The 18,697-nt window shown below is 43.9% G+C and carries 16 protein-coding genes; 6 read left to right on the plus strand and 10 right to left on the minus strand.

Features of this window, described 5'->3' with window-relative positions:
* Positions 1–9 precede the first annotated feature (9 nt).
* From fabD to K5Q92_RS02965, 6 genes are all read right to left on the minus strand, one after another.
* Positions 10–936 carry an ACP S-malonyltransferase gene (gene fabD, locus K5Q92_RS02940; protein WP_220767553.1) on the minus strand — a complete coding sequence of 309 codons (927 nt, stop codon included), beginning with the start codon at positions 934–936 and terminating at the stop codon, positions 10–12.
* A gap of 78 nt (positions 937–1,014) precedes the next feature.
* Positions 1,015–1,974 carry a beta-ketoacyl-ACP synthase III gene (locus tag K5Q92_RS02945; RefSeq protein WP_220767554.1) on the minus strand — a complete coding sequence of 320 codons (960 nt, stop codon included), beginning with the start codon at positions 1,972–1,974 and terminating at the stop codon, positions 1,015–1,017.
* Between the two features lie 10 nt (positions 1,975–1,984).
* Positions 1,985–3,013, minus strand: a complete 1,029-nt coding sequence (plsX, locus tag K5Q92_RS02950) for a phosphate acyltransferase PlsX (protein WP_220767555.1) — start codon at positions 3,011–3,013, stop codon at positions 1,985–1,987.
* Positions 3,014–3,028: 15 nt separating this feature from the next.
* Positions 3,029–3,199, minus strand: a complete 171-nt coding sequence (gene rpmF / locus K5Q92_RS02955) for a 50S ribosomal protein L32 (RefSeq protein ID WP_020913118.1) — start codon at positions 3,197–3,199, stop codon at positions 3,029–3,031.
* Positions 3,200–3,216: 17 nt separating this feature from the next.
* Positions 3,217–3,741 carry a 23S rRNA accumulation protein YceD gene (gene yceD, locus K5Q92_RS02960; RefSeq protein WP_220767556.1) on the minus strand — a complete coding sequence of 175 codons (525 nt, stop codon included), beginning with the start codon at positions 3,739–3,741 and terminating at the stop codon, positions 3,217–3,219.
* Positions 3,742–4,148: 407 nt separating this feature from the next.
* Positions 4,149–4,349, minus strand: coding sequence for a hypothetical protein (locus K5Q92_RS02965; RefSeq protein ID WP_220767557.1), 201 nt, complete (start codon positions 4,347–4,349; stop codon positions 4,149–4,151).
* A gap of 338 nt (positions 4,350–4,687) precedes the next feature.
* On the opposite strand from K5Q92_RS02965, the gene K5Q92_RS02970 reads away from it, so the two are divergent.
* Both K5Q92_RS02970 and K5Q92_RS02975 read left to right on the plus strand, forming a co-directional pair.
* Positions 4,688–5,269 (plus strand): nucleoside triphosphate pyrophosphatase, encoded by a 582-nt coding sequence (locus K5Q92_RS02970; RefSeq protein ID WP_220767558.1) that lies wholly within the window; start codon positions 4,688–4,690, stop codon positions 5,267–5,269.
* 287 nt (positions 5,270–5,556) lie between these two features.
* Entirely contained in the window at positions 5,557–6,927 is a 1,371-nt protein-coding gene (locus K5Q92_RS02975) for a GGDEF domain-containing protein (protein ID WP_220767559.1), read from the plus strand.
* Between the two features lie 162 nt (positions 6,928–7,089).
* Here K5Q92_RS02975 and K5Q92_RS02980 read toward each other — a convergent pair whose 3' ends face one another.
* Together K5Q92_RS02980 and rluC are read right to left on the minus strand one after the other, a co-directional pair.
* Complete coding sequence (locus K5Q92_RS02980; protein ID WP_220767560.1) at positions 7,090–7,737, minus strand: HAD-IA family hydrolase; 648 nt, start codon at positions 7,735–7,737, stop codon at positions 7,090–7,092.
* A complete protein-coding gene (gene rluC / locus K5Q92_RS02985; protein ID WP_220767561.1) occupies positions 7,734–8,693 on the minus strand; it encodes a 23S rRNA pseudouridine(955/2504/2580) synthase RluC in 960 nt (319 codons plus the stop codon). The genes K5Q92_RS02980 and rluC overlap by 4 nt, the downstream gene beginning before the upstream one ends.
* A gap of 595 nt (positions 8,694–9,288) precedes the next feature.
* Here rluC and rne point away from each other — a divergent pair.
* Together rne and K5Q92_RS02995 are read left to right on the plus strand one after the other, a co-directional pair.
* Positions 9,289–12,603 (plus strand): ribonuclease E, encoded by a 3,315-nt coding sequence (gene rne / locus K5Q92_RS02990; protein ID WP_220767562.1) that lies wholly within the window; start codon positions 9,289–9,291, stop codon positions 12,601–12,603.
* A gap of 130 nt (positions 12,604–12,733) precedes the next feature.
* Positions 12,734–14,293: a SulP family inorganic anion transporter gene (locus K5Q92_RS02995; protein WP_220767563.1), complete on the plus strand. Its 1,560-nt coding sequence runs from the start codon at positions 12,734–12,736 to the stop codon at positions 14,291–14,293.
* A gap of 101 nt (positions 14,294–14,394) precedes the next feature.
* Here K5Q92_RS02995 and K5Q92_RS03000 read toward each other — a convergent pair whose 3' ends face one another.
* Positions 14,395–15,300: a bifunctional methionine sulfoxide reductase B/A protein gene (locus K5Q92_RS03000; RefSeq protein WP_220767564.1), complete on the minus strand. Its 906-nt coding sequence runs from the start codon at positions 15,298–15,300 to the stop codon at positions 14,395–14,397.
* A gap of 417 nt (positions 15,301–15,717) precedes the next feature.
* On the opposite strand from K5Q92_RS03000, the gene K5Q92_RS03005 reads away from it, so the two are divergent.
* Positions 15,718–16,557 (plus strand): isopenicillin N synthase family oxygenase, encoded by an 840-nt coding sequence (locus K5Q92_RS03005; protein ID WP_220767565.1) that lies wholly within the window; start codon positions 15,718–15,720, stop codon positions 16,555–16,557.
* A gap of 117 nt (positions 16,558–16,674) precedes the next feature.
* Positions 16,675–17,613: a ribosome biogenesis GTPase YlqF gene (gene ylqF / locus K5Q92_RS03010; protein ID WP_220767566.1), complete on the plus strand. Its 939-nt coding sequence runs from the start codon at positions 16,675–16,677 to the stop codon at positions 17,611–17,613.
* A 164-nt stretch (positions 17,614–17,777) separates the two neighbouring features.
* On the opposite strand, the gene K5Q92_RS03015 is transcribed toward ylqF, so the two are convergent.
* Positions 17,778–18,266 carry a low molecular weight protein-tyrosine-phosphatase gene (locus tag K5Q92_RS03015; protein WP_220767567.1) on the minus strand — a complete coding sequence of 163 codons (489 nt, stop codon included), beginning with the start codon at positions 18,264–18,266 and terminating at the stop codon, positions 17,778–17,780.
* Positions 18,267–18,697 lie beyond the last annotated feature (431 nt).

The raw sequence follows: 18,697 nt of genomic DNA on the forward strand, positions 1-18,697 counted from the left end.
CAGATTTCCTTATTCGGTCAACGCCGTTAAAGAGGCCACATCGTTTACAGCTTGCGCTGAAAGCGAGCGATTAATACGTTTTGTTAGACCTGTTAGTACTTTACCAGGCCCTATTTCAAACAGATTGGTGATCCCATCGTTAGCCATTAACTCTACGGTTTCAGACCAACGTACAGGGCAATATAATTGACGCACTAGTGCATCTTTAATATCAGCAGCGGCTTCTGGGCTTGCTACATCAACGTTATTAATAACTTTTACGGAAGGCGTGTTGAACTCAATTGATTCTAGTGCCACTGCTAGCTTATCGGCAGCTGGTTTCATCAATTGACAGTGTGATGGCACACTAACTGGCAGCGCAACAGCCATCTTCGCGCCATTGGCTTTACACAGTGCTGCAGCGCGCTCAACAGCGTTTTTTTCACCTGCGATAACCACTTGTCCAGGGCTGTTGTAGTTAACAGGGCTAACCACGGCACCTTCTGCTGCCTCTTCACACGCCTTAGCGATAGCGTCATTATCTAAGCCAATAATGGCAAACATAGCACCAGTACCTGCTGGAACCGCTTGTTGCATCAGTTGTCCACGCAGCTCAACTAATTTAATCGCCGCTTCAAAGTCAATCACGCCAGCACATACAAGTGCAGAGTATTCACCTAAGCTATGGCCCGCCATAACACTTGGAAAACCTTTACCCGATGCTAAATAGGCACGGTAAATCGCTACGCTTGCAGCTAATAGTGCAGGCTGAGTCTTATCGGTTTCATTTAGGGTTTCTAAAGGTCCTTGCTGAACCAGCTCCCATAAATCGTATCCAAGAACGTTGCTTGCTTGAGCAAAGGTCTCACCAACTACCGAATGAGTTTCGGCGAGTTCGGCTAGCATTCCTAATGCTTGAGAACCTTGTCCTGGGAATACAAAAGCTGTATTTTCCATATTAATCTACCTTCTAAATCGACGCCTGCTGACGTTTATCAGTCAGGCGTTATCTTAAGATATTATCTAAGACGATAATTAAAAACGAACTAAAGCACTTCCCCAGGCGAACCCTGCACCGAAGGCTTCAAGTAGCAATAGCTGACCACGCTGAATACGACCATCTCTAACAGCTTCATCCAGTGCAATAGGCACAGATGCCGCTGAGGTGTTACCGTGCTTAGCCAGCGTTAGCACCACTTTATCTAAACTCATATCAAGTTTCTTTGCGGTTGCTTTAATAATTCTAAAGTTAGCCTGATGTGGCACGAGCCAATCGATCTCTGACTTATCCACGTTATTATGACGCAAGGTTTCGGTTACGACATGAGATAACTGAGTCACCGCAACTTTAAATACATCATTACCTTTCATTGTCATATAACCCACGGCTTCAGAGGTTTCTCCTTTACGCGGTGGGATAGAACATTTTAGCAGATCGCCTTGGCGACCATCGGCAAAGATATGCGTCGAAATAATACCAGGCTCATCTGATCTACCTATGACCACTGCGCCAGCACCATCACCAAATAAAATAATCGTTGAGCGGTCTTCTGGCTCACACAAACGAGAAAGCACATCGGCACCGATCACTAACACATTTTTAGCTGCACCAGATTTTACAAACTGATCCGCTACAGATAAGGCGTATACAAAACCAGAGCAAGCTGCGGCGATGTCAAAGGCCGGGATAGTATGAACTCCTAACATGGCCTGTATTTCACATGCAGCCGCTGGAAACGCGTTGCTCGCACTCGTCGTTCCGCAGATGATCATGTCAATTTCAGCCACTTCGATACCCGCCATCTCAATGGCTTTTAACGCAGCTTGATATCCCATGGTCGCAACGGTTTCGTCTGCTGCCGCGATTCTACGTTCTGAAATACCAGTGCGCTCCACAATCCATTGATCTGTGGTTTCAACCATCTGTTCAAGATCGTGATTACTACGCACCTGCACCGGTAGATAACTACCAGTACCAAGAATTTTTGTATGCATAAGGAATTTATCAGCTATTAATGTCTAAAAGAATCGACTCTAGACGATCTTCGATCATCTGCGGGAGTCGACGTTGCGCTTCGGTAGCTGCCAAAGTAATTGCTTGTAAAAAAGCAGCTTCATCTGCGCACCCATGACTTTTTACTACAATTCCGCGCAATCCTATCAGACTTGCGCCATTATAGTGGTCGGGGTTCATCTGATTTAACAAAGAACGTATACGTGGGGCGATGATTTTAGCGAGCATCTTGACAAAAAAACCATCACTTAGGCTCTTTTTCAGTTGATGGACGAGTAAACGAGCAATGCCCTCTGAGGTTTTCAGAGTGATATTACCCACAAAACCATCACACACAATCACGTCTACATTACCTGAGTAAATCTCATCACCTTCAATAAAACCGGTATAGTTTATTTGAGGAATTTGTTGCAGTAACTGACCAGCTTGTTGAACCTGATCATTACCTTTAATCTCTTCGATACCAACATTGAGTAACGCGACCTTAGGTGAAACGGTTTTATCAACAGTTTCACTGAGCACCGACCCCATAACCGCAAATTGGAATAAGGTTTCGGAATCACAAGAAATATTCGCGCCTAAATCGAGTAAATAAACAGGGGTATTATTTACCGCGGGTAAACAGCTTACTAATGCTGGACGGTCGATACCTGGTAAGGTTTTAAGTAGTACCTTAGACATCGCCATAAGCGCGCCGGTATTACCTGCACTCAGACATGCCTGAGCCTTTCCGTCTCGAACTAACTCAATGGCTAAACGCATCGAGCTTTGCTTACGGTTTCTTAAGGCATGAACAGGCCGATCAGACATAGTAACCACTTCGGTCGTATGTTTAATCTCAATGCGGCTTTTTATTGCTGGTTCGGCAGATGCTAAATGTTCGTCGATCTGGGTTTTATCACCCACGAGTACGATTTTTAGAAGGGGGTTTAAGCGAAGTGCCTGCAAAGTTGCAGGCACTGTGATGCGGGGACCAAAGTCGCCCCCCATCGCATCTAACGCAAGCGTCAGATTTGTCATAAGGGTCTCAACAAATTACTTGTTGATAACCTTTTGACCACGGTAGAAACCGTCCGCAGTCACGTTGTGACGACGGTGTAGTTCACCACTCGTTGCATCCACAGATAGTTGAGCTGTGCTCAAAGAATCGTGTGAACGACGCATTCCGCGCTTAGAACGAGATTTTTTATTCTGTTGTACAGCCATTGGCCCTGTCTCCTAGATTACTTGCTCTTCAGTTTTTCTAACACTGCAAACGGATTTGGACGCTCCTCTTGAGCGGGTTCGATCTCGCCTACAACTATGTCTTGTTTGCCTAGATGACAATCTTCATTCTCATGCATGGCAATCAAAGGCATAGCAATTATCAATTCATCTTCAATCAATTGATGTAGACGAATTTCGCCAATTTCATTGCACTCAATAGGCTCATACGCATCCGGGAGCTCATCGATTTCAGCTTCAGTCTTACAAAGTCCAAAACTAAACTCGACCGTAACCTCAGTGGTAAATAGTGTCATACAACGTTGACAATCCAGAGTGAGCTCCGTCACAGCCTTCCCGTTAAGGTAGACTATCCCCTGTATATCGACGCCGCATTCAAGCGACACTGCCACGTCAGAACAGTCGCCGGCACATAATTCATTTAATCGCTTTAACTGCTTACCAGGCACCATGCCTTCATATGAAATCTGGCTACTGGCAGCGCGAACGGGATCAATTGAAACCGGTATCTTTACTGTTTGCATAAGGCGCGCATTTTAGGTGAATTTTAGCAGAAGTCAATACTCTTGTATGTCCAAGATGAATAACCACTGTTTGATTCAGCTAAGTGAGTTGTTAGGTAACCGCATTGTACAAGAAACACAGCCGCCAATACATTATATTTCACCTATAAATGTGTTTAAGTGTTCGTAATTCCAGCGGCGCATTGTATTTTTGTGACCTTGTTAATAAAGCGCATCTATAAAAGGCTACTGTAAAAGTACTATCACGTTAGATTAATGGGTCAAATTTAACGCTAGCGTGCTCTAAGCTAACTTATTGAATAATTTGATAACGACTAAAAGCCACCGTTTGAGCTGAGATTTTTCAGCCATAAGCCGATGCCCCTTGCCCAGCTGCGCAACGTTAAAAAACGCTGCATAAATATAGGTTAACTTTCGCGCTCACAGGCATGTTTAACACCTGACGCCCAATGCACGACTACGTGGTCAAGTCTTGCAATCCCCTCCCTTGCAAGGGCACCTAGTACCATGGCAAACAAAATCGTAGGATAAAAAGGACGGCTTACATCGCCACTAATGTGAACCACTACAGACAACATAATCAAAATCGCAATCCATAATTTAAGCATAACCTTAATCCTCTATATAAGCTCAGTTCCAGCACACAATACGGTTTACGCCCTGTACCTAAGCTGAACGTCACCTATTGATATCGATTTGCATTAAATAACGATATATATAGCACTTATAGACAGACACCAGCGACGCTGTTACTGCTATTGCCATAATGCTTAAGTCATCACTAGAAAGCTCAATTGCTCTTGATAAAACTTGCTCCAATGTAGCAACTTTAGTGACAATACCCTCTTCGCTACAAACGAGTTAAACTTAGGCTTGCTTAAGGTAGTCTCCTTATATAAGACTTCAGCAATAGATTTTAGCTTCCCTAAATATCACAAGGTCCATTATGTCCACTTCTATCGTTTTAGCTTCAACCTCCCCCTTTCGGCAACAACTATTAAAAAAGTTAGCATTAGAATTTGACTGCTGCTCTCCAGATGTCGATGAAACTCCACTTGAAAACGAGTCTCCAACTGAATTGGTGTCGCGCTTAGCCAAGCTAAAAGCCGCTACAGGGGCAAAACAAAAGCCAAACTCGATTGTGATTGGCTCAGATCAAGTTGCCGTGATCAATAATCAAATCATCGGTAAGCCCCTTAACCGTGAAACGGCCATCGCCCAGTTGACGGCAGCAAGTGGTCAATCAATTACTTTTTATACAGGGCTTGCCGTCCACAATGGCATAACTGGCGCAGTAGAAACGATTGTTGAGCCGTTTATCGTGCACTTTCGCAGTCTGACCCATGCACAAATCTGCAATTATGTTGATCTCGAACAACCTTATTACTGCGCTGGCAGTTTTAAAAGTGAGGGGCTTGGAATCGCACTGTTTGAAAAGCTAGAAGGAAAAGACCCAAACACCCTAATAGGTTTACCTTTGATCTCACTTATCGATCTTCTACACCGTCAAGGTGTCGATGTGCTTTAAGCATTCACATTACCAGCCCAACACAGTCTGACTAATCCCCTGCAAACCTGGCGTTATTCAACTAAAATTTAGGCTAGCAATTAAGCTTAGTCGTGAGTACTTTTACTAAATGTTCGATGCAATTAGCTGAACCCAAAAAATTTTCAGCTCAATTACGAGTAGTTACGTCACTTACGGCTAGTTTACCTTCTAGAAGGCAATGCTTAACGGCTTAATCACCCCATACTTCAAGTGGCTCGATACAAGTTAATGGACTAGCCGACAATATAGGTTTCTGGAATAGGGATATGACGGACATAGAACAAGCATTCGCTCTACTTGCAGCACCTTGCACCGATGAACAGTTTTTTTCTAGAGCATTGAAAGCACTCACTCTCTTCACTGGTTGTCGCTGGGCAGGCTTCGCTCAACCGTCAGATATAAAAGGATGCGGGGAAGTCATCGCATTTTTTGATGGTGAGAATAACCTTCCCCCCTTTAAATTTGAGCTAAAAGGTTCACCTTGTGAGCGAGTATATCAAGATAACAAATGCCATCTTATCTTTGGTAGCGGCCTACAGCAGATGTTCCCTAGTTTTGAGCTAATTAGAAAATTAGGCGCAGATAGTTACCAAGCGGAGAAAATTGTAAATGATAATGGGAAGGTGTTTGGCCACATCTTCGTGTTGGACAGCAAGCCACAACAAGAAAACTGTAACTCGAATGAATTTTTCAGAGTGGTTGCCCAACGGATAGGAGTTGAATATCAGCGTCATATCGTGACGCAAAAGCTGGAGCAACGGCATAAAATGATTGCATCATCAGAACATTTAATGTCGTTTGTCGATAGACACTACATTTATCGAGTGGTATCTAAAGGCTATGAAACACTATTTAATCTAACTCAAGAGCAGATTATCGGTAAAAGCGTTACCGAACTTCACGGACCGAGCGTATTCAAGAATCAAATAAAACCTCTACTTGACCGCGCATTTCAAGGAGAGCAGATCCAAACACAAATTTGGGTCCACCCACCTCACCTTAAAAATCCTCTTTTCTTGAGTGTGCACCATAATCCCTACTATGACCCCTCGGGGAAAATAAAAGGATCAATTGTTTCTGCTCATGATATAACCGAACTTGAACAGACTAAGAGCAAAATCGAATATTTGGCAAACCATGATAGCTTGTCAGGACTTGCTAATAGGCGCTCGCTATTTTATCAGCTTGAAAAGCTACTCGATGAGGGGCGCAACAGTCAAAAAGGACTCGCCATTGCCTATCTGGATATAGACAACTTTAAGTCAATTAACGATAACTTTGGCCATCAGGTTGGCGATCAAGTACTGGTAGCTGTGGCAAATATTCTCACTCGCACGGCCCTACACCAAGATATTATTTCACGCATTGGCGGAGATGAATTTATTTTAGTGACGACTTTTGAGTGCCAACAGACACATAGAAGCAACCAAGCTCACCTCAATAGCTTACGAAAGCAATTACACAATGCACTTTGCACCCAACTATTGATCAATGGTCACCGAATAAAAATCAGTGTCAGTGTAGGACTGCACCTCGTTAATGACTTTTCAGCCGAGCCCTCTTCATTAATTAATCATGCCGATAATGAAATGTTCAAACAGAAGCAAAGACGAATGATTGGAAATAGTAGAGAGTAATTTGCCGTTAGAGCGGGAATCATCAGACGATGAAAATAGGCTTAAGAGATGTAACGTTTGAGCCCCGAGTCTTTTTCGGGGCAATATTCGACTAACAAGCTAGAGTTAAGTGCTGTCAGGCTAGGTCAGAGCTAATTCAATTAGCAGTATAGCTACAGGAAGCTAGGCTAATATATTGAGTAACTCTATCGGTCTGTGAATAATGGCTTTGGGCTTAGCTAAGAGTAATTTAGATTCACTATGAGCGCCATAACTGACGCCCACTGAATCGATACCTGCATTATTCGCCATATTGAGATCATGTAATGAGTCCCCAACCATTAAGGCCCGATTGGGATTGACTTTCAGCTCGTCTAACAATTCATGGATCATATCAGGATTAGGCTTACTCTTTGATTCATCCGCGCAACGACTTGATTCAAAGTGATGGCCCAAACCTGTTTCAGCTAATACTCTATTTAGGCCATTACGGCCCTTTCCTGTAGCTACGGCTAAGCGGTAATGATTCGCACTGAGCTGGCTCAATAACTCTTCACTACCGTCAAACAGTGGGCTTGGAGTCGTATTAAGTGTTAAATAATGGTCTTTATACGAACTAATCATGGGTTCGAAGTCGACTGATGGCAGCGTTGGATAAAGGGTCTTAAGAGCCTCCTCCATCGATAAACCTATCACATCGCGGATTGCTAACTCTGAAGGCGCTGTGATCGATAGCGATTGTGCCATCTGCTGCATACAGGTAACAATTTTACTGATGGAGTCCATTAAGGTTCCATCCCAATCAAAAATGACTAATTCGTAAGGCTTCATACTTTCTTTAACTTCTTTAAGGTTGATTCGAGTATTGTGTCTAATGGCGCTTTAACTTGCATCACCTCTTCCGTGTCTGGATGAGTAAATTTTAGCTGCGCCGCATGTAAAAACAGTCGATTTAATCCTCGCTCACGCATCGAGTCATCGAACTTCTGCTCACTGTATTTATCATCACAGGCAATAGGATGACCTGTGTGTTGACAGTGAACACGGATCTGATGAGTTCGACCTGTAACCGGGCTTGCCTGCACTAATGTAGAATCACTATAGCGCTGCAATATTTTAAAGCGCGTCTCAGACTCTTTACCCTCTTTGTTAACGCGAACAATACGTTCACCGGATTTAAGGGTTAATTTAAGTAAAGGCGCTTTAATCACCTTATCATGACTTTGCCACTCGCCTCTTACCAGCGCGACATAATCCTTTTGCATTTTCTTATAACGAAGTTGATCATGCAGGTGCTTTAACGCGCTACGTTTCTTGGCAATAAGTAACACGCCAGATGTTTCTTTATCGAGTCTGTGTACCAATTCCAAAAACTTCTGTTGTGTACGTAGAGAGCGCATCGCCTCGATAACGCCAAACTCGACTCCGCTACCACCATGTACTGCAATACCTGAAGGCTTGTTGAGTACAATGAGGAATTTATCTTCATATAAAATGCGATCTTCAAGCTGAGACACTTTGGTTAATTTAGCTGAAGGACCCGGACGGCCTTCAGATTCAGAAACCCTGACAGGAGGAACACGCACAACATCGCCATCGGCCAACTTATATTCCGGTTTAATACGCTTTTTATTAACCCGGACCTCACCCTTACGCACGATCCGATAGATCATACTTTTAGGAACGCCTTTTAGTTTTGTCAGAAGAAAATTATCAATACGTTGTCCAACGTGATCTTCATCAATAGTGACCATTTGAACTTGTGCTTTTACGGGTGGAGTATTCATGCTGCGCCATCGTGTATTTCGTTGCCACGCATTGTACACAACTCAAAAGATTTATGCCTTTCCATTTGCTGATTTTATCTATTATTGCTATATTTCCCCCGCTATCGGTGATAAACAGTGGATAAAGTGTCCACAACTTACCGCAGCATAGCGTTACAGTATGAGACTAAAAATGTTTTAATTTTGATAGTAAATCATTGATTTACGGGTCGTTGTATCAATTAAAAAGCTAAACACACGCTTTCACGACTAAATCGAAATCAAAACCCAACTTACAACTGGTTTCTCTGCTGCATACGCCCAATTTCGAAGAATAATTTTAACTTGTCGTCAGACGCTACCGTTTCGAATTGGCATTACTGGAAAGTATTTAAAGAATTTATGGGGTTGGTTGACGTTTAACAACGAATTCCTTGTTTTTGTAAACATTAAAAAATAAGCCATAAATAGGATGCGACACGCAGAGAATGCGTCTAACAGCAATGCGCACCTTGCCTAGAGGCCGGCCGTGAGGTCCTGTTTAATAATCCTAGGCCCGTAATGCAGTGAAATAAGTATCGTTTGATGACCAATATTAAAGAAGAATTACGTCATCATGAAACGGATGTTAATCAATGCGACTCAATCTGAAGAGTTGCGCGTTGCCCTTGTTGATGGGCAACAACTTTATGATTTGGATATCGAAAGCCCAGGTCATGAACAAAAGAAAGCCAATATTTACAAAGGTACAATCACACGAGTAGAGCCGTCTCTTGAAGCGGCTTTCGTTGATTATGGTGCTGAACGTCACGGCTTCCTACCTCTTAAAGAAATCGCTCGCGAATACTTCCCTAAAGGTTACTCTTTCCAAGGCCGTCCTAGCATTAAGGAAGTGGTTAAAGAAGGCCAAGAAGTTATTATCCAGATTGATAAAGAAGAGCGTGGCAATAAAGGCGCCGCACTAACAACCTTTATCAGTCTTGCGGGTTCTTATCTTGTTCTTATGCCAAACAACCCTCGTGCTGGTGGTATTTCACGTCGTATCGAAGGTGATGAGCGTACAGAGCTTAAAGCTGCGCTAGCAGAACTTGAAGTACCACAAGGCATGGGGCTAATCGTTCGCACCGCAGGTGTAGGTAAAGACCCAGCTGAGCTAAAGTGGGATCTAAAAGTACTACAACACCACTGGGCTGCGATTAAAGAAGCGGCAGAAAGTGCACCAGCGCCTTTCCTAATCCATCAAGAAAGTAATGTTATCGTTCGAGCGATTCGTGACTACTTACGCCGCGATGTAGGCGAGATCTTGATCGACCACCCACGCATCTATGAGCAGGCAAAAGAGCACGTATCTCTTGTTCGCCCAGACTTTGTCGAGCGTATTAAGCGTTACGATGCTGAAGTACCGCTATTTACCCATTACCAGATCGAAACTCAAATCGAATCTGCGTTCCAACGCGAAGTACGTCTACCATCTGGTGGCTCGATTGTAATCGATCCAACAGAAGCTCTTACCTCTATCGATATTAACTCAGCCCGCGCAACTAAGGGCGGCGATATCGAAGAGACAGCACTGAATACTAACCTTGAAGCGGCTGATGAAATTGCACGTCAATTACGTCTTCGTGACTTAGGTGGTTTAGTTGTTATCGACTTTATCGATATGACACCAGTACGTCATCAACGTGAAGTTGAAAAGCGCATGCAAGACGCCGTTCACCATGACAGAGCACGCGTGCAATTGGGTCGTATTTCTCGCTTTGGTTTGATGGAAATGTCACGTCAGCGTTTGCGCCCGTCGCTTGAAGAATCTGCTGCGCATCTATGCCCACGCTGTCATGGCCAAGGCACTATTCGTGGTACTGAATCTCTAGCACTATCGATTCTTCGTCTAATGGAAGAAGAAGCAATCAAAGAGAACACATCGCAAATTGAAGCGGTTGTTCCTGTTGATGTTGCGGCTTTCCTACTAAACGAAAAGCGTAAAGCGATCCGTATTACTGAAAAGCGCCATAACGTTGAAGTGTACGTGATCCCAGATCCAAATATGACGACACCGGATTACCGTGTTGTGCGTCATCGTAAAGATGATGAAATCAGCGAATCTAGCTATAAACTACTTGAAAAAGAAGAGTCTAAGCTATACGAACCACGCAAACTGGAAAGAGCCGCTGCTCCACAGCCTGCGTTAAAAGGCTTCTCAACACCTAAAAAAGCCGCTGTCGAAACCAAGCCTGCAGCCCCTAAGAAAGCAGAACCAGGTTTATTTGCTAAGATCGCTGCTGCGATTAGTTCACTATTTGGTAGCAAAGAAGAGCCAAAAGCTGAACCAAAGAAGCAAGAAAAAGACAACCGCAGCAATCAAGGTCGTAACAATAACCGTCGTAATAGTAATCGCCGTAATGACCCACGTCGTAACCGCAATGAAAACCGTAACGACGCTGAGCAGACTAAAGAGAAACGCAGTAAGAACAGTCGTAATGATAGAAACGAAGACCGTTCACAGTCTCAGGAAGAGACTAACAAGCGCCAATCTCGCGGTGATAAAAATCGCTCTCGCCAAGAGACTAACAACGAAAACGAACAGCCTAAGCAAGAAGCTGCACGTGAACGTCGTCAACGTCGTAACATGCGTCGCAAAGTTCGTGTAAGTAACGAGGCTGAAGAGGTAAAAGCGGAAGTAGCTAAAGTTGATGCTCCAGCGCCAGCAAAAGCAACTAACGAAGACAAGCCAGCACGTCCTAAGCGCCAACCACGTAAGCCTAAGGCTAAAGTTGAGGCGGTTGAAGCTGCAGAACAAGTTGATGCAACGACTGTGGTTGAAGCGCCTGCTGAAGCGCCAAAGCCTGCTGTTGAAACTAAGGTTGAAGCTAAGGTCGAAGCACCTGCTGAAGCGAATGTAGAAGCCAAGGTAGAATCAACTGAAGAAACGACTGCAGAAGAAAATGCTCGTGAGCCTCGTGAAGGTCAACGCAGAAGCCGTCGTAGCCCGCGTCACCTGCGTGCTGCAGGACAACGTCGCCGCCGTGATGGCGAAGCCGCCCAGCAAGCTGATGAAGGTCAAGCAGCTGTTGTGGCAGTAGAGCCTGTAACAACGGTAGTTGAAAGCACCTCTGATGTTGTCGTTGTCGCACCAGCCGAGACAGTTACAGCTGAAGCTAAGCCTGAAGTTAAAGCTAAGCCTGAAGTTGAAGCTAAGCCTGAAGTTGAAGCTAAGCCTGAAGTTGAAGCAAAACCTGTAGTTGAAGCTAAACCTGTAGTTGAAGCTAAACCTGTAGTTGAAGCTAAACCAGAAGTTGAAGCTAAACCAGAAGTTGAAGCTAAACCAGTAGTTGAAGCTAAACCAGTAGTTGAAGCAAAACCTGTAGTTGAAGCAAAACCTGTAGTTGAAGCAAAACCTGTAGTTGAAGCTAAACCAGAAGTTGAAGCTAAACCTGTAGTTGAAGCTAAACCTGTAGTTGAAGCTAAACCAGAAGTTGAAGCAAAACCTGTAGTTGAAGCTAAGCCAGAAGTTGAAGCTAAGCCAGAAGTTGAAGCTAAGCCAGAAGTTGAAGCTAAGCCAGAAGTTGAAGCTAAGCCAGAAGTTGAAGCTAAACCTGCAGCAGAAGTCAAAAAGGTTGAAGTACCTTCAAAGACAGCTTCAGCTCCAATGGCAAAACCAGCAGCAATTGAGCCAAGCGTTGAAAAAGTCGCTGAAGCCGCTCCAGTAGCAGAGCCTAAAGAAGTTGCACCTGCCGCTGAAAGCAAACCTGTTGTAACAAAACCAGTAAGCCGTTTTGGTTCTATGGTGATGTCAGAAACGACCAAACCCGTCGTTGAGAGCAGAGAAAATGTCGCTACCCCAACGGGTCGTCAATATGAAGCCTCTGAATCAACAGAAGCTGCTAAGCCAAGAACAGCAAATAGCGCTAACTCAGATATGACTCGTGCATAAACTCGGTTAACAATTTGCATTAAAAGCCATGCTTTATAGCATGGCTTTTTTATTTTAAAGCAGGCCAAATTTTGTTAGTATTCGCGGCCGACACTCACTACTAATTCAACAGTTTTTTAACAGAGGCTAAATGTTCGATCTTATTCGTCACAAAACCGCTAGTCATAGAGCAGATTTACTTTCAGGACTCACCGTAGCCTTAGCTTTGGTCCCAGAGGCGGTTGCATTTGCATTCGTTGCTGGTGTGGAGCCTATGGTTGGCTTATATGCCGCTTTCATCATGGGCCTTATCACCGCACTAATTGGCGGCCGTCCTGGCATGATTTCAGGTGCAACTGGCGCAATGGCCGTTGTGATGGTAGCCCTTGTCGCCGAGCACGGCGTTCAATACCTATTTGCAGCCGTGGTACTTGCAGGCTTAATTCAAGTCTCGGCAGGTGTGTTTAAGCTAGGTAAGTTCATTCGAATCGTTCCCTACCCTGTCATGATAGGTTTTGTAAACGGTTTGGCTATTGTGATCTTCTTAGCACAACTTGGTCAATTCAAAGCGCCTGACGCCAACGGTGTACTCAGCTGGCTACCGCAAGATCAGCTACTGCTAATGCTAGGCCTAGTTGCTCTTACAATGGCAATTATTCAGTTCTTACCTAAGCTGACAACCGCAATACCATCGTCTCTGGCAGCTATCTTGACAGTGACCTTACTGGTTACCTTCTTTAACCTAGATACTCGTACCGTATTAGACTTCCTAAAGTCGATGAGTGGTAACGAAAATGCGACGATTGCGGGTAGTCTACCGACCTTCTCTATTCCTGCTGTTGAGTTCAATTTAGAGACGCTTTATATCATTCTTCCTTACTCGCTTATCCTTGCGGCTGTGGGTTTGATTGAGTCACTGCTAACGCTGACTGTTATCGATGAGATGACTGGCACCCGAGGACGTGGTAATAAAGAATGTATTGGTCAAGGTGTGGGTAACATTACTAGCGGCTTCTTCGGTGCAATGGGTGGCTGTGCCATGATTGGTCAGTCGATGATTAACATTAACTCTGGCGGACGCGGACGTCTATCGGGGATCACTGCCGCACTTGCTCTGCTTGCTTTCATCCTATTCGGTTCAGCACTTATCGAGATGATCCCACTAGCGGCTCTCGTTGGTGTGATGTTTATGGTGGTTCTCGGTACATTCGAATGGGCTAGCTTTAAGGTAATGCGCAAAGTGCCTAAGCACGATGCATTCGTTATCATCCTTGTGACCATTGTGACTGTCTTTACCGATCTAGCATTTGCGGTATTCGTTGGTGTTATCGTTTCAGCTTTGGTTTTCGCATGGGAACATGCAAAGCACATCAACGTAGAGATCAGCGAAGATCAAAACGGTTGGAAAGTTTATAAGCTAAACGGCCCGCTATTCTTCGGTTCTGTTGCAGAGTTCCTAGAGCTGTTCCATGCTAAGACAGATCCCCAAGATGTTATCGTTGATTTCCAAAATTCACGTGTATGTGATCACTCAGCATTAGATGCCATCGATACACTTGCAGAGCGTTACGTAGGAGCAGGCAAACGATTACACTTACGCCATTTAAGTCGTGACTGTAAGAAGCTACTGGATAAAGCTGGTGACTTAGTAGAGGTCAACCTGATTGAGGATCCTCACTATAAAGTGGCTGACGATAAGTTAGATTCGTAAATCGATTCAAGCAGATACAAAATCATAAAAAGACGGGCAGTGCCCGTCTTTTTTATTTCCTATTACCGGCTCAAATAATTACTTTACCTCAAAAAGGAAGCTTATTTTAACCTATCTGCAAACAGAGCTTTCACTTTATCAACCTTAGGTTTCACCACCATTTGGCAATAGGGTTGCTCTCCGTGTCGCTCAAAGTAATCGTTATGGTAATCTTCAGCAGCAAAGAAACCATCGTAGGCAACCACTTGGGTCACGATTGGATCCGGCCACGCCGCAGCTTTTGTTAAGTCGTCTATCATTTTATTGGCGATTAAAGCCTGTTGCTCATTATGAATAAAGATCACCGAACGATATTGCGGCCCCACATCATTACCTTGCCGGTTTAATGTCGTAGGGTCGTGACTTTGCCAAAACACTTCAAGCAAATTTTCAAAGCTAACTTCTCGTGGATCAAACGCTATCTGCACCACCTCAGCATGTGCGGTATTACCACTGCATACGGCTTTGTAATTCGCATCATCAGCTTTCCCACCTGCATAACCAGAAGTCACTTTGCTAACCCCTTGAATCGCAGAAAATACCGCCTCAATACACCAAAAACAGCCCCCACCGAATGTCGCAAGCTCAGTGTTTTTTGAATCGTCCAGCAATTCATCGATAGGTTTAAAAATCATAGAGACTGAATTAACACAATGCCTAATATTGTTAGCTGTTAACTGCTCACCTTCAAACACATGCCCCAAGTGAGCATCACATTGGGCACATACAATCTCGACTCGCATTCCGTCCGCATCAATATTGCGCCTTATAGCCCCTTCTATCTCATCATCAAAGGCAGGCCAGCCACAATGGGCGTTAAACTTGCTCTCAGAACGATATAAAGTTGCATCGCACTTTTTGCAACAATACACACCTTGGGCATCATGCTGATAATACTCACCACTAAAAGGCCGCTCGGTCCCTTTTTGCTCAATTACATACTTTTCAAATTCTGTTAGTTTACGCATCTATGCTTCTCTACCAAAATGTTACCTATAAACGTCTCTAGGCTAGACTCATTGCCAATACCCATCATTGGCCTCTTAAGCGCGCTTCAGTACCAATAGACCCTGTACATTAGCAAAAGCTTTCAAGTTAGTGTTCAACCTTACCGCAAAAAATCCTCATCTTCCTAACTAAGAATAGTCACTCAATATCGCTAAGTGCTAGCAACAAACACAACCAAAAAAATCGAACATATTTTACAAAAATATATAACCGCCTTGTCGATAGCTAACTGACTAACTTTTCACAGATTATCAAGAGAATTACTCACACTATTTTTAATGCCAAACAATCGAGATGGTGATCTATATCACATTGGTTTGCGTCACTCGTTTGTCATCGTTACACTTGTTTTGGGTTTAATAATAAGAAGAATCAAAATGATATTAGAAACAATAGATTACCAAACAAACGATGCAGCAGAGAAATTTGTATCTTCACTCAGAGAAACAGGGTTTGGTGTGCTAACTAACCATCCTATCGACAAGGATTTGGTTGAGAAGATCTATCAAGAATGGCATGCATTCTTTAACACGGAAGAGAAGCGCAGTTTTCTATTTAAACCAGAAACCCAAGATGGTTTTTTCCCTGCCGAAATATCAGAAACCGCCAAAGGTCACACGGTTAAAGATATCAAAGAGTATTTCCATGTTTACCCTTGGGGCCGCATTCCGGACTCACTGAAAGATAACATATTAACGTATTACGATAACGCCAATACTCTAGCCGCAGAGCTACTACAGTGGGTTGAAGACCATTCCCCAGAAGAGGTTAAGCAGAAGTTTTCAATCGCCCTACCCAAGATGATTGAAAACAGTCAAAAGACACTATTAAGAGTGCTGCACTATCCGCCTATGTCTGGCGATGAAGAGCTGGGGGCGATACGCGCCGCCGCTCATGAAGATATCAATCTATTAACTGTACTTCCTGCTGCAAATGAGCCTGGGTTACAAGTACAGCTAAAGGATGGAAGCTGGATCGATGTACCCAGTGATTTTGGCAATTTAATCATCAACATTGGCGATATGCTACAAGAAGCCTCCGGTGGTTATTACCCATCAACAAGCCACCGCGTGATTAACCCAGAGGGGATGGACAAAACCAAGTCTCGTCTTTCACTACCGCTCTTTTTACATCCAAATCCAGAAGTTAAACTGTCAGAGAAATACACAGCCGACAGCTACCTGATGGAACGCCTCAGAGAATTAGGGGTAATTTAGGCTTATTCACACTCAATAAGTGCCCAATAAGCGCCTTAGGGCGCTTTTTGTTTGTTAAACTTAAACAGAACAAGGTAAAATCCCCATAATTTAGTAATTTGATAGTAGAGCGCACACATGGCAATTCAGTGGTATCCGGGACACATGCACAAGGCACGAAAAGAGATCGAAGAGGTAATGCCTCAAGTCGATTTGGTGATAGAAGTGCTTGATGCGCGGATCCCTTACAGTAGCGAAAACCCTATGGTGCAGACGCTTCGCGGCGATAAGCCTTGTATCAAATTACTCAACAAATCTGACTTAGCCGATCCAGAAACCACACAGCAGTGGATTGAATACCTTGAGCAAGAGCAAGGCGTTAAGGCGATGGCGATTACCACGTTACAATCATCACAAGTGAAAAAGATCCCAGACTTATGCCGTAAGTTTGTGCCTAGCCGAGATAAGATCGAAAAAGATATTCGAACCATGATTATGGGGATCCCGAACGTAGGGAAATCCACCATCATCAACACGCTTGCAGGCCGCATGATTGCAAAAACCGGTAACGAGCCAGCAGTCACGAAAACCCAACAGCGGATCAATCTTCGAAATGGTATTGTTCTATCTGACACACCGGGTATTTTGTGGCCAAAAGTCGATAACGAAAAGAGCAGCTACCGCTTAGCCGTAACGGGTGCGATTAAAGATACCGCGATGGAGTATGAAGACGTGGCCATGTTTGCCGCCGAATACTTCCTTCAAGCCTATCCAGAAGCGATTGCTGAACGTTACAAGATCAAGCAGATGCCAGACACCGATATTGAGCTGCTAGAAGCTATTGGTCGTAATCGCGGCGCATTGCGACCTGGTGGAAGAATCGATCTTCACAAGGCATCAGAAGTATTACTCCACGATTACCGTGCAGGACGTATTGGTCAGCTATCGCTAGAAACCCCTGCAATGGCTGAAATTGAAAAGGCCGAAGTCGCAAGAATACTTGCAGAGAAGCAAGCAAAAGAAGAAGCTCGTAAAGAGCAAGAACGCTTAAAACGCTCCGGCAAACGCTTAAGCTAAACTGTATTAGTTGTATTACTTGTATTAGTCCCTTAATAAAAAAGCGCTTAATTGCGCTTTTTTATTATCTGCCTTAACCAACATAAGCCTATATCGAGTGACAGGCAGTAAACATGCTAAATCCAGCTTGCTGTCTTCCCCGGTGCGATTAAAAGACAAATGCTCTACAACAGCCCTCTTTGAATACGCTGCAGCAGTTGGCTAGAACTATTCTCAAGCAGGTCTAGCACCAGCTCAAAACCATCGCCCGCACCATAGTAGGGATCAGGCACTTCTGTATACACGGTTTCATGAGTCTCAAATTCACAAAAGTCCAATATCAACGCTAATTTATGCTGATGTTCTATCGGGCAGATCCGCTTTAAATCCTGAAGGTTTTGCTTATCCGCCGCAAGGATCAAGTCAAAATGCGTAAAGTCCGTCTTCTCTACCTGCCTGGCTTTCATACCATCAAAATTTAAACCACGCTTAACACCTGCTGCAATCGAACGCCTATCAGGGGCATTACCTTGATGGTAAGCAATAGTCCCCGCCGAATCGATTTCTATTGATAACTCGGCCGCATTCGCTTTCGCTCTAAACATCGCCTCTGCCGAAGGAGAGCGACAAATGTTGCCCATACATACAAATAGAACAGAAGAAATTTGTTTCATATCAGTACCCTAACCCACCTTACTGTATAAAAAATAGGTCCAATAACGCAAAATAAAGACGAATAAATTCAGACGATTAAAAACAGTGCGAGGGGAATTTTGCACTAAAAAGAGATAGTTTGCCATCCATGAAACTACCTATTCATTGTTACAAACATCTGAGTCAATCGACTCCCATTTACTTAATAAAATGGAGTAAACAATGAACGAGCTAAAACCGACAACGGAAGAGCTAGATAACGAAAATTAATTTGTACGGGTATGGCTTTAGTGTAGGTTTACCTAACACCTTAAATGAAGGCTAAGGACTGGCGCCTATCTGCCTCTTCTCAAGTTAACTATGCTTATGCATTGAATTACGGATGACGAGATTCAACCCTGCATAGTTATGAAACACCTGATGGCATATCTGCATTAAGCTTCAATACTTT

This window comes from Shewanella sp. MBTL60-007 (assembly GCF_019654915.1).
Lineage (GTDB): Bacteria > Pseudomonadota > Gammaproteobacteria > Enterobacterales > Shewanellaceae > Shewanella.